At 68.4% G+C, this 11,359-nt stretch carries 14 protein-coding genes; 5 read left to right on the top strand and 9 right to left on the bottom strand.

Annotation, left to right across the window (positions count from 1 at the left end):
- Window positions 1–551: 551 nt before the first annotated feature.
- Window positions 552–1,049 (bottom strand): Imm61 family immunity protein, encoded by a 498-nt coding sequence (locus ACTWP6_RS23560; protein ID WP_443188921.1) that lies wholly within the window; start codon window positions 1,047–1,049, stop codon window positions 552–554.
- A gap of 996 nt (window positions 1,050–2,045) precedes the next feature.
- On the opposite strand from ACTWP6_RS23560, the gene ACTWP6_RS23555 reads away from it, so the two are divergent.
- Entirely contained in the window at window positions 2,046–2,588 is a 543-nt protein-coding gene (locus ACTWP6_RS23555; RefSeq protein WP_443188920.1) for a hypothetical protein, read from the top strand.
- 122 nt (window positions 2,589–2,710) lie between these two features.
- On the top strand, window positions 2,711–3,010 hold the full coding sequence (locus ACTWP6_RS23550) for a hypothetical protein (RefSeq protein ID WP_443188919.1): 300 nt from the start codon (window positions 2,711–2,713) through the stop codon (window positions 3,008–3,010).
- Here ACTWP6_RS23550 and ACTWP6_RS23545 read toward each other — a convergent pair.
- The 4 genes from ACTWP6_RS23545 to ACTWP6_RS23530 form a co-directional block, all read right to left on the bottom strand.
- Window positions 3,004–3,252 carry a helix-turn-helix domain-containing protein gene (locus tag ACTWP6_RS23545; protein ID WP_443188918.1) on the bottom strand — a complete coding sequence of 83 codons (249 nt, stop codon included), beginning with the start codon at window positions 3,250–3,252 and terminating at the stop codon, window positions 3,004–3,006. The genes ACTWP6_RS23550 and ACTWP6_RS23545 overlap by 7 nt on opposite strands.
- A gap of 61 nt (window positions 3,253–3,313) precedes the next feature.
- Window positions 3,314–4,414, bottom strand: a complete 1,101-nt coding sequence (locus ACTWP6_RS23540) for a hypothetical protein (RefSeq protein WP_443188917.1) — start codon at window positions 4,412–4,414, stop codon at window positions 3,314–3,316.
- Between the two features lie 218 nt (window positions 4,415–4,632).
- Window positions 4,633–5,823 (bottom strand): MFS transporter, encoded by a 1,191-nt coding sequence (locus ACTWP6_RS23535; RefSeq protein ID WP_014805440.1) that lies wholly within the window; start codon window positions 5,821–5,823, stop codon window positions 4,633–4,635.
- A 41-nt stretch (window positions 5,824–5,864) separates the two neighbouring features.
- Window positions 5,865–6,011, bottom strand: coding sequence for a hypothetical protein (locus ACTWP6_RS23530; protein ID WP_014805441.1), 147 nt, complete (start codon window positions 6,009–6,011; stop codon window positions 5,865–5,867).
- A 103-nt stretch (window positions 6,012–6,114) separates the two neighbouring features.
- Here ACTWP6_RS23530 and ACTWP6_RS23525 point away from each other — a divergent pair, with 103 nt between their 5' ends.
- Window positions 6,115–6,522 carry a heavy metal-responsive transcriptional regulator gene (locus tag ACTWP6_RS23525; protein WP_014805442.1) on the top strand — a complete coding sequence of 136 codons (408 nt, stop codon included), beginning with the start codon at window positions 6,115–6,117 and terminating at the stop codon, window positions 6,520–6,522.
- Window positions 6,523–6,946: 424 nt separating this feature from the next.
- Here the strand turns inward: ACTWP6_RS23525 and ACTWP6_RS23520 are convergent, their stop codons facing one another.
- The 4 genes from ACTWP6_RS23520 to ACTWP6_RS23505 are packed head-to-tail and all read right to left on the bottom strand — an operon-like array spanning window position 6,947 to window position 9,111.
- Entirely contained in the window at window positions 6,947–7,873 is a 927-nt protein-coding gene (locus ACTWP6_RS23520; protein WP_014805443.1) for a cytochrome c biogenesis CcdA family protein, read from the bottom strand.
- A complete protein-coding gene (locus ACTWP6_RS23515; RefSeq protein WP_052765176.1) occupies window positions 7,870–8,460 on the bottom strand; it encodes a TlpA family protein disulfide reductase in 591 nt (196 codons plus the stop codon). Before ACTWP6_RS23515 ends, ACTWP6_RS23520 begins: the two co-directional genes overlap by 4 nt.
- A gap of 3 nt (window positions 8,461–8,463) precedes the next feature.
- Window positions 8,464–8,781 carry a hypothetical protein gene (locus ACTWP6_RS23510; protein WP_014805445.1) on the bottom strand — a complete coding sequence of 106 codons (318 nt, stop codon included), beginning with the start codon at window positions 8,779–8,781 and terminating at the stop codon, window positions 8,464–8,466.
- A gap of 21 nt (window positions 8,782–8,802) precedes the next feature.
- Window positions 8,803–9,111 carry an ArsR/SmtB family transcription factor gene (locus ACTWP6_RS23505; RefSeq protein WP_079633045.1) on the bottom strand — a complete coding sequence of 103 codons (309 nt, stop codon included), beginning with the start codon at window positions 9,109–9,111 and terminating at the stop codon, window positions 8,803–8,805.
- A 165-nt stretch (window positions 9,112–9,276) separates the two neighbouring features.
- Here ACTWP6_RS23505 and merA point away from each other — a divergent pair, with 165 nt between their 5' ends.
- Entirely contained in the window at window positions 9,277–10,662 is a 1,386-nt protein-coding gene (gene merA, locus ACTWP6_RS23500) for a mercury(II) reductase (protein ID WP_014805447.1), read from the top strand.
- A gap of 27 nt (window positions 10,663–10,689) precedes the next feature.
- A complete protein-coding gene (gene merB, locus ACTWP6_RS23495; RefSeq protein ID WP_014805448.1) occupies window positions 10,690–11,331 on the top strand; it encodes an organomercurial lyase MerB in 642 nt (213 codons plus the stop codon).
- Window positions 11,332–11,359: the final 28 nt, after the last annotated feature.

The raw sequence follows: 11,359 nt of genomic DNA, 5'->3' as shown, positions 1-11,359 counted from the left end.
ACAGTCGTCACCATGACGACCACCGCGTCGCCGCGACGATTACCCCGTCACAATGCAGACCGACCCCCGAAATCACGTCTGCATCCACAGTGACGCCATCGTCTGCATCCTGAGCGACGGCCAACACTAGGTAGCCCGTTCGACGAAGCGACCTCCCCAGCCACGCTGGCGCACTTCGCGATCCCGGAGGAGAACTCAGTCGACCCGCACCGCAGGGCGCAGGTGGCATCGATGCGCCGCTGGGTTGACCCGAGACGTACAGATGAAGAAGTCCGCCGCACAGGTTGGCGCGCAACGACGGTTGACAAGTTCAGTGAAGCTGGCCGTCGTACTTCACTTCAACGGCGAAGTCATCACCTGCCGGCGGCCGTCCCAAGGTAGCCAGCATTGGCGCCGGAGCCTGCCGACGCGTCGCCACCCTGCCGCGATTCCCCACACCACCGAGGTTACGCATCCTGTCAGCGCCGGCATCGGTGCATTCGCTGGGCGGCCGTCGCCTTGTTTCCTGCGCGGCGCGATGGTCACCGCTTCCAGGGCCAGCGCAGTCTTACTTAGTGCGAGGCGTAGCGGCCCCCGCGCAGCAGTGGGACGCCGGCCGGATTCAGAAACGAGCGTTTGAGTTCGGAGATAGACCACTGCAAGTAGTGCGAAAGCGGCACCAGTGCGAGCAGGCTCAAAGTCGGATCAGGTGCCGCGGCGACGGGCCCACCTCCCACCCGCTTGAGCGTGCGGTAACCCCGCACCATGGCACTTACCTCGTAGCCTTCGGCCAAAGCGTCGACGCTCCAATCCATTTCAAGAAGCGGCAAGTCGAGATCCTCACGGATGTCATCGGCGAACAAGCCGATCAGATGCCTCTCCAACACGGCGGTATCGGCCACGAACAACAATGGGTGTTCGGCGTCGTCGTCGGCCTGGGTGAGTTCGAGTCGGTCCGCTCCGCGCCGTCGTATGAAGTACCGCGTCGGGGCGCCAGCCTCTGAGCGCAGCTGAAAATCGCCATCCTCGGCCACAGTGGTGACGTAGTGGGCCGTACTCGCCCAGCCCACACACTCGGCGCTTAGAACTACAGGAGCCCGCGGGTGAGGCGTCGCTGCGCTGTCCCTACCCACGCGGGTGAGCGTACGCACCCGCACGCCATGCAAACGCGCTCCTCTCGAAGCCGCGCCTAGATCGCTATACCGGGCTGTTCCTGCTCGCGCTCCACGCGCTGCTGGCGGCGCACAGAGGCACCCACTGTCGTTGCAAGCATCCGACCGTGGCCGATGACCTGTCGGGCTTCGGCGCGCTCGTCCTCGGTGACATCGCGGTGACGGGCGACCTGGCGCGCCTTGCTCACCGCCGACCGAGCTAGTTCTTGCCGGCGCTGAGAATCAGCGCTTCCTCGGGCCTCCGTGAGGGTCGACTGCGCCTCGCGAAGCAGACTTCGCGCAGCCAGTGCGAGAGCGGTGTCCATCACCGCCACCGCGCGGGCCCGATCAGCGTCACTGGTCGTGCTATCGACAGCCACCTGTGCCGCGGTGTCGGCAGCCGAGCGCGCGTACTGGCCCTGCCGGTGCCACTCGGCCTCAGACTGTGCTGTGCGCAAGTCGTTTTCGGCGTCCGCTAGACCACCGGGGAGGGAAGCTGTCATGTGACGGACCGTACGGAGGCGGGCGAATCTGAGTCCACCACCACAGGCAACTTCGCCGAAATTTCGCGTCGTAGCCGTCCCGGGGTCCCAGCGGCGCGCCTAGCCGTTGAGGTCGAGGATGCGGTGCGGCCTGCGACCGCCGCGGCTGTTGTTCGCGCCGAGTGGTTGGGGGCCTGGTTGCATGCAGGCCCCGCGCAGTGGGGTAACCAGCGGCGCGCCGCAGCCTTCAGTTTCGGGGTTTTCCGTAGCGCTCGACGCGGTGGAGGCGAGGGCGTCGGGAAACGAAAAGCCCTGACCAGAGGTGGTGTTCGGTACGGCGCATAAGGCAGGTAAGTAGGTCAAACCTGTTGCGAGACAATTGATTACACGGTAGACTGTTGCCTATAAGCAACATCAACCGAAAGGCAGTCCGATGAAGTCTCGCACCACCGAAACCCATGTCACTCCCGCCGCGTTGCTCACCCACACGATGGTCCGCATCCAGGGCGACCAGAACGGGGACATCGCCGTGTTCCACGCCTGCTCTCCCGAGGCTCGCCTGCGGTTGCAGTGGGGCGGCCTGCTGATGACCATGCTGTCCGCGCAGGCAGTTCAGGGAGTGTTGGAAGGGTTCTGCGCAGCTCGTGCGGCAATGACGCTGATTCCTCGGTCCATCCCGGCGCCCGTACCGGCCGCTGAGCCCTTCGCCGTGCCGACCGTTTCGATCGACTGGACGCGCCGACCGGCCTACGCGGTCGTCCCCCGCCAGGAGCTGTCGCGCGACCGTTCACGCCAACTCCGGTGGCTCGACCTGCACATGGGGCCGGTCACTTTTCAGATCCTCGACCAGGAAGGAGGCGTCAGCGCGGTGGAGCTGCTGACGACAGCTCACCGCACCGGGGCGCAGGTCTTCCTCGACGGCCCCGACTTCGCCGCCGACCCCCGTGACCGGGACTACACCCCGCCCAGCGGTTAGGGGTTATCCACAGCCTGCGAGAACCGGGTCTGTTTATCCACACCAGTGGAAGGCAGGCCCGGTTTTTTTGCCGTTCGGGGCGCACACTGTGGCCGAGGTACCCACGCCAAGGAGGCAGCGCTATGACCGCTCACTGGACAGTGACGACGACGACCGCGCGCCGGGTCGACGCGACGATTGGGTCGGCCCAGGACCACGACGTTGCAGTGACGGCGGTGTTGGCCGCCGCACTGGACGGGATCGAGGACGCGAGGACCGGTGCGTCCTCCGGTCTGCCCCGCTATGAACTTCGCGTCGACACCGAGCTGGTGGCCCTGATTCAGACCGGCACCGACGACGCTGGGCGTCCCGACCACGCAGAGTGCGCAACGCTGATTCAACGGATCGAGTCCTCACGTTGCCTCGGCGTATCGCCCTACTGAGCTGCCTCGGTCTGCAGGAGGGCCGCGGGCTCGACGCCTAGGCCGCGAGCCAGGTGAACCAGCACCACCACAGTCGGGCTCTTACGCCCGCCCTCGATGTGATTGAGATGCGGCCGGCCGATACCTGCCCGTTCGGCGAGCTGGGCCTGTGTCAGACCCACCGCGGTGCGGTGCTCGCGGATCGCGGCACCCAACGCCGCCAGGATCGCAGAACCGTCGTCGGTCGACGTTTCAGCTTCCATGGTCAGCTCCCTCCGATGGCGTTGCCCATAGGCTACACCGTCGCGGCGGGGTGAGTTGACCTCAGAACAGAACAGCATCGCTGGTCGCCTCCTGCCACCATTCGTCAAAACCGGGCCGCGCCTTGTCCTCCACCACTGCTGGGCAGACGACGAAGAAGTGTTCCAGGGAGGGCAATTCGGCACCGCGGGCCCGCAGTACGTGACGCGTGATGCCATCCGGCCCGTCATGACGATCGCCGGGCTGAGCCGCCAGCTGCCTCGTCATCTGCTCGCGGGTGCCATGGGACACGGCGCGTACTGAACGCGCGGTGATGCCACGCCCGTGAGGTCGCTTGGACGAGCGGCGCGTCAGCCGGCGAACCTCGTAGACGGCGTGAGGCTTGTCCGCCAGCAGCGCCTGGTACTGCATCTGGACCTCGGTCAGACCGGCGGCGTCCACCAATTCCGCCGCCGAGCCACCGGCAATCAGGGTCTGTCGTTCGTTAAGGCTGCGGGCAACGAACTCGAGGAACAAGGCCTGGGCTCCGGCCTGCGGCTCGCGACGGTAGCGCTCGACGAGGGCCTGCCGACCCGAGGCTGTAGCCATCGCGAACGGACAGAAACCGCAGGCTGATTTCGACCACCGCCGGCCGGTCGCTTCGGCGATGAAGTCCGCGCACCGCGTCCGATCCCAACCCCACTCCACGAGCGGGTACCACCCTGTCCGGCGTTCGGTGTTGAACACCGCATCTTTTGCCGCCCGCGCCCGCTCACCGGCTTCAAAGCCCAGCACGTGGCGATACCGACGCCCCCCGGTCACCGACGCGATGACCGGATCCAGGCAATTTCCCTTCGCATGGACCGAGCACATGCGGGCCCCCCCGAGTTGGGGAAGCGTTCCGGCCGAGAGCATTTCGTCGGACAGCCTGTAGCCCTCGACGCATAGCCGCTGCGGTGCGGTGGAGTCGTCGAGCACGACAACGCCTTCCCCGCCGGCGGTCGTCTTGCGCTGCGTGCGGCCAACCTGAATGAACCGCACACCATGGCGTCGCAGCGCGGGAAGCACAGCCTCCTCGACGTCGCGCAGGGTCTGCTCGAACTCATCCCCGGTGTGGGCGGTGATGACGATCAGGTCCCGGAGATCGAAGTCCCGGCTCGACGGGTCGGTCAGCCAGCGCAGCAAGATCGCCGTGCTTATGTAAACAGTCAAGCTGTCGCAGAAGGAACGGTGTCGCAGGGCGGCGGCGCCTCGGTGGAACCTACCTCGGGATTCTCCAAGGGCGGGCCTGGTGTGAATGGCGATTTTCCAGCCGGCCCCTGGTGATCGCTGCGGAGTCGGAGCTCTGTTCGTCGGACTGATGCCAGTGGCCGAGCGTCGTCGCCGGCGCCGAAGTCCTCGCGTCAGCGCCTCTTCTCTTGGTGGTGGCGATGGTCGGTCAGACCGGCTCGGCCGATCAGAGCGGCAGCGACGAGCAGTGCAGCCCCTGCGGCGTAGACGGCGGTGATCCCTGCCGCATCAGCCAGCCACCCACCCAGCCCGAGGGAGGCCAGGCGGCCGAGTTGCCAGATCAGATCGAAGGCGGCGAAGACCCGGCCGCGTGCGGCGGGTGGGGTTTCGGCCTGCAGCAGCGAGTTGAAGGTGACTGCGCCGGCAGAGGTGCCCCCGCCGTAGCCGGCCAGGCTGCCCAACGCCACCACCGGGACGCGGACACTCGCAAGGACGGCATCTACGGCGGCGCGCAACAGATAGGGTCCGAAAATGAACGCGGGTTTGCGAGGATCGGTGATCAGCCGGGTCAGCAGTAACGGGCCTGCTGCGGCGCCCACGCCGATGCAGGCCAGCGCGATTCCGTATCCGGCGGGGCCCCTGCCCAGGCGCTCGCGGATCAACACAACCAGCAGGGCACTGGTCGCTCCGGCCGACAACGCCGCCAGGGCCTGACCAGCGGCCAAGGCTCGCAGCACCCGGTGCCCGGCCAGCACCCTGATGCCGTCTCGGGCCTGATGCCACCAGGCGGCACGGGCCGCATCGGCTGCCGGGCGCAGCAGGTGCAGGCGGGACAGCAGCAGCGCCGAGACGGCGAAGCTCGCTGCGTTCACCCAGAACGCCAGGCCATAGCCGACGGTCGCGACCACGGCACCCGCAGCCGGGGCGAGCACGATCTGGGAGAGCACCGCGGCGGTCCAGATCCCCGAGTTCCCGGCGATCAACTCCTCCTCGTTCACCAGCGCGGGCAGCGCGGCACTGGCGGCCGGATTGAACAACGCCGACGCTGCGGACATGGCGAACGCCACCGCGTAGATGCCCGGCACCGAGCCGGCGACCAGCGGTAGCCCCGCAGCCACCAGCACGCGCGCCAAGTCGGCAACCACCATGACCCGCACCGGCGAGAACCAGTCGACTGCCACCCCAGCGAACGGTGCCAGCAGCAGCACCGGGACGATCTCCGCGACGATCACCCCGGCCACACCGAGCCCGGAGCCGGTGCGGTCCCACACCAGCAGGCCCAACGCCACGGTGGCGAACGCGTCACCCCAGGCAGAAGCGGTGCGCGCCGCCCACAACCGGCGGTAACCAGGATGGGAGAACACCTGGCGCAGCCCGGTGCCCGCACGTCCTGGCTGGCCGCGGCTCAGCGGACTTTCTCCATGGTGTGCCCGCAGCAACAGGTGGGGTTGCGGTCGCGACCGTGGCCTGGGACGGCGCCCTTGGTGACGGTCATCTCACATCCGCGCTCCGGGTCCGGGCGCCGGTACACCTCGCACTCGACTATTGCCATGACCTGCGCCTCCCTTCGGTTTCCGGTCCTACACTGGAGACGCTAAAACCTTCACCCCAGGTGAAGGTCAAGGCGAGCGGCCGGGACGCGAAGGAGGCAGACGATGGCCCAGGCGATGACCGTCGGGCGGGCCGCCCAGGCGGCCGGGCTCACCCGTAAGGCCGTGCGCTTGTATGAGGAGCGCGGCCTGCTGCCGCCCGCCCAGCGCACTGCGGCCGGGTACCGCCTTTACAACCAGGACGACGTCGACACCCTCACCTTCATCCGCCGCGCCCGCGCCCTGGACCTCCCCCTGGACGACATCGGCACCATCCTCACCCTCCGCCGCGCCGGTCCCACCCCGTGCGGAGCCGTACGGGATCTACTCGACGCCCGGATCGCGGAGATCGACAACACCATTACCGAATTGCTGGCGCTGCGTGCGAGCCTCACCGCCAGTCGGGACACCGCCGTGGCAGCCGATACCGAGTCGGAACCGAACAGATCGATCTGCCCGATCATCGAACGGTGAAGTAGCCGCTCAAGGACCCTCATGTCTCACTGAACTCTTGATGGCCGCGTTGCGAACTGGCGGTAGCCGAGCCTTTGCGGAATGGCCACTCGTTGCGGCAAATGTCCAGTCAGACTGGGCCGACCGATCATCGGACGGCTGAGCGGCGTTCGATAAAAGACTGTGTTGTGCCAGACGCCGCCCCGCTGGGCGATGCGTTCGCGGATGCCGACGGTTCAGCAACCGGCGGCGTGGTGCGGGGCGATGCTTGCGCGATTCTCCGTGAAGATGGAGGCATGCAGAGTCCGCAGCCCTGCGTCGTCGACTGTGGTGGTTTGCTTCTACAGCAAGGCTTTGCCGCCTGCCGGACTCCCATGGGGACAATCCGGCCGCCTCGGGCTCGCATCGTAGAGGCCCGCGTGCCAGTTGGATCCCGGCAGGCAGGTCACCTGCTACCGGGTCCTCCTACCTGGTCCGCATTTTCTTCGGGCTGTGGCCTGGGTGCGCAGCAGTCGTCGGCGGTGTCGGTGGTGGTGTGGCGGCGTTCGCGGCGGGTGAGGGTGGCGATCGCGGTGACGAGGATGAGGCCGAGTGCGGTGATGGCGATCGCAAGTTGGTGTCCGGTGATCCAGGCTGACACGGTGCCGACGACGCCGGTGAGTGCGCCGATGCCGGGGTGCCCGCCGAGTAGTTGTGGCAGCCAGTAAAGGAGTAGGTAGCCGCCGGAAAGGGCAAGCACGGCGCCGGTGATGCGGTTCATGTGGGGCAGCAGCCGTCGGAGGAACCGGTTGATCAGGCCGCTGGCGAATGCGGCGAATAGCGCGAGGGACAGCAGCAGGGTGGCGGAGCCGGCGGCGTAGGCGGCGAATACGACCAGGACGCCGGAGATGTTGGTGCTGGCCAGGGCTTGGGTGACGACCGCGAGCAGCACCGCGAGCGTGCAGGAGGCGGAGGCCAGTGCGTACCCGGCGCCGAAGGCCACCATGCCTCTGGGCCCCTGCCGCGGGGTGCCGGAACGGCGGGTGGGTAGCCGCAGCGGCAGGTGTCCGCCGGCGACCATGGCCAGGCCGCCCACGGCCAGGATCGCGCCGAGCGCGGCGGCCAGCCACGGGATGACACCGGTCAGGGAACGCAAGCCGAGGGCGAGTAGTAGTCCGATGGCGGTGAAGGTGCCGGCGAACCCGGCGGTCAGCGCGAGCCCGGCGCGCAGGCCACCGGCCAGCCGGGACAAAGCGCCGGGCCGCGCGTCCGCCTGGCCGTCGCCGGTGTCGACGGCGTAGGCGAGGAAGGCGGGCAGTACGGCGAAGCCGCAGGGGTTGACCGGGGCGAGCATCCCGGCGCCGAAGGCGAGCGCCAACAGCGGGCCGATCACGCGCTCACCTTGGCCAGTTCGGCACGGATCTGATCGGCGGTGGGCTCGACAGCGCGGAACACCGGTTTGCCGGAGGCGTCCAGCACGACGGCGGTGGACAGCTGAGTGACCTGGTAGGCGCTGATCAGGGTGGCGTTGCTGTCGCTGGCGTAGGCAAGGCTGGTGGCCTGGTTGGCGGTGAGGAAGTCTGTGATGTCCTGCTCGGTTTCGCCGGGGCCGATGTCGACGGCGACGAAGTTCGCCTTCGTGCCGACCGCCTGCTGGACCTGGGCGAGGGTGTGGGTGGCCGGACCGCAACCGCCGCACCCGACGGAGAAGAAGAACAGCACGCTGGGCCGCGAGCCGGGCACCGCGACCTGCACGCCCTGCAGGGTTCGGGCGGTGAACGCTCCCGCAGCGGCAGTGGTCCCGGCCTTTGCGCTGCCGTCGGCAGCGGGTGGGGACGCGGTCTGCTTGCTCGACGGGGAAAACGCCGAATACAGCACGACGGAGATCCCGACGACGGCGATAACGGTCAGCGCGATCGTGACGAGTCGTCGACGAGAGCGAAGCGCGGCAGGTCCGGTCGGGGCGGGTGCGTCAGGCATGGGTCAGGACTCCTGGTTGGGGTGGGAGGACTCGTGTGGCCGATCGGGCTGGTCGCGGGCGGGTGGCACGGGCGGGCAGCACGAGTTGTCTCGGGTGGCACCGTGTCGGGTGACGCGCCGGCGCGCGAACCGCGTCACCGCGGCGAGGACCACCACGACGGCGGTGCCGATGACCCAGGGGTTGCCCAGTACCGAGCCCACCGCGCCAAGGGCTCCGGCGGCGATCAGCACCGGCAGGCCGCAACACACGATGGGGACCAGGAGGAAACCGGCGGCGGCGAGCGCGGTGCGCTTGCTCTCGGAGCCGGGGTTGGTCGACATGGAGGCGGTCTCCTCGGCTGGTCAGGCGTTCGGGGCGGTGATGCGCATGCACGCGGCGAGGGCGGCGGCGTTGTCCGCGGCCAGCGAGCGCGCCAGCAGCACCAGTTCCGCGACGCGGGGGTCGGTGACCCGGTAGTAGGCGAAGCGGCCTTGGCGGCGCAGCTGCACGTAGCCGCAGTCGGACAGGCAGGCCAAGTGACTGGACACCCGGCCCTGGGACAGGCCGATGTGCGTGACGCATTCGCCCACGGCGTGTTCCTCGTGCAGCAGGAACTCCAGCAGCCGCAGCCGGGCGGGGTCGCCGAGGGCGCGGAAGAATTTCGCCATCATCTCCACCCCGTTCGGCTCGGTGGGCAGCAGCGTGCTGCTGCGTTCGGAAGCGTCGGCCACGGTCGCCGTCCTCACATCGAGTGTCTGTCGTATCCGGATGTACGAATCTTAGGTTAGCATCTATGCATCCGGGAAGACGAATATGTCAGTGGGAGGAGATCGCTGGTGCGGTACGACTTGGCGGTGATCGGTTCGGGTGGGGGTGCGTTCGCGGCGGCGATCGCGGCCCGCGGCAAGGGCAAGAGCGTGGTGATGATCGAGCGCGGCACCGTTGGCGGGACGTGCGTCAACGTCGGCTGTGTGCCGTCGAAGGCACTGCTGGCCGCGGCCGAGGCCCGCCATGTGGCGCTGGACCAGCACTTTCCGGGGATTTCCACCAGCGCGGGCCCGGTGGACGCCGCCGCGCTGATCGGTGGCAAGGACACGCTGGTGGCAGGGTTGCGGGCGGAGAAGTACGTCGACCTGGCCGCCGAGTACGGGTGGGAGATCCTGCCCGGCGAGGCCCGGTTCATCGAGGGACCGGCGCTGGAGGTGAACCTGCATGACGGCGGCCACGTCCGGGTCGAGGCCGAGCACTACCTGATCGCCACCGGCTCCACCCCGCGTACCGACGGCCTCGACGGAGCCGACCGGGTGGACTACCTGACCTCGACCACCGCGATGGAGCAGACCGAACTGCCCGAGTCGTTGGTCGTCGTCGGCGGCGGCTACGTCGGGCTGGAGCAGGCGCAACTGTTCGCCCACCTCGGCGTCCGAGTGAGCATCGTGGGCCGATTCGCCCCGCACACCGAACCGGAACTCGCCGGCCTGCTGGCCGGGGTGTTCGCTGACGACGGCATCGCCGTGATCGCCGAGCGCGCCACTGAGGTTGAGGCCGATGGTTCGGGCGTCGTCGTCACCGCCGGTGGGCAGCGGGTGACTGGGCAGCGGCTGCTGCTCGCGACTGGGCGGAACCCGGTCACCGCCGGGCTCAATCTCGACGCGGTGGGCGTGAAGACCGGGCATCGCGGGGAGGTGGTCGTCGACGAGTATCTGCGCACCGACAACCCGCGCGTCTGGGCGGCCGGGGACGTCACCGGGCACCCGCAGTACGTCTACGTCGCCGGGGCCCATGGCAGCGTCGTGGTCGACAACGCCTTCGGCGACGCCGGGCGCACCCTGGACTACCATCACCTGCCCGCGGTCACCTTCACCACGCCCAGTCTCGCCTCCGCCGGGCTGACCGACGTCCAAGCGGTGGAGCAGGGCTACGCCTGTAAGTGCCGGGTGCTGCCGCTGGAGTACGTGCCGCGGGCGCTGGTCAACCGCGACACCCGCGGCGCGATCAAGCTCGTCGCCGAACAAGGCTCCGGGCGGCTGCTCGGCGCGCACGTGCTCGCCGCGGGCGCCGGGGACGTCATCGCCACCGCTGTCTATGCGCTGGCAAACCAGATGACGGTGCACGAGATGGCCGACCTGTGGTGCCCCTATCTGACGATGGCGGAGGGCATCAAACTCGCCGCCCAAACCTTCACCCGCGACGTGTCCAAACTCTCCTGCTGCGCCTCCTGAAACCCTGCTCTCGGAAGGACAATCCCGATGACGAATGACCTGGACACCGTGGTGTCCACTATGGATAGTGTCTTCTCCCGCCAGGACAGCCCGGCCGGATGGCTATGGCAGCCGCTGTTGCGGCAACTGGCCCGCGGCGAACCCCTCACGATTGCCGACCTCGCGGCCGCCACCGGCCGCGCCGGTGACGAGGTTGCGCAGGCGGTGGGCCGACTGCGCGACACCGAATACGACGACGCCGGACGGATCGTCGGCTACGGCATCACGCTGCGCCCGACCCCGCACCGTTTCACCGTCGACGGCCACCAGCTCTACACCTGGTGTGCCCTGGACACCCTCATCTTCCCCGCCACCCTCGGCCAATCCGCCCAGGTTGAATCCCCCTGCCACAGCACCGGTGCCCCGATACGGCTCACCGTCGAGCCCGACCGAGTCAGGGATGTCGAGCCCCAGACCGCGATGGTCTCCATCGTCACGCCTGACGACTTGGTCTCCGTACGGGCTTCCTTCTGCAACCACGTGCACTTCTTCGCCGACGCCGACGCCGCGGCGCCCTGGCTCGCTGAGCACCCCGGCGGATCGGTCCTCCCAGTCGCCGACGCTTATCAACTCGGCCGGCAGCTGGACGCCGCTCAATCCGAGGAGCCCGAGCCCGGCGGGTGCTGCTGACGCCCACCTGCGCCGCCCGAACCGCCAT

It is taken from the genome of Mycobacterium sp. 4D054 (assembly GCF_052245755.1).
Lineage (GTDB): Bacteria > Actinomycetota > Actinomycetes > Mycobacteriales > Mycobacteriaceae > Mycobacterium.
Note: the sequence above shows the minus strand (reverse complement) of the source record. Positions and strands in the feature narration are given on the sequence as shown.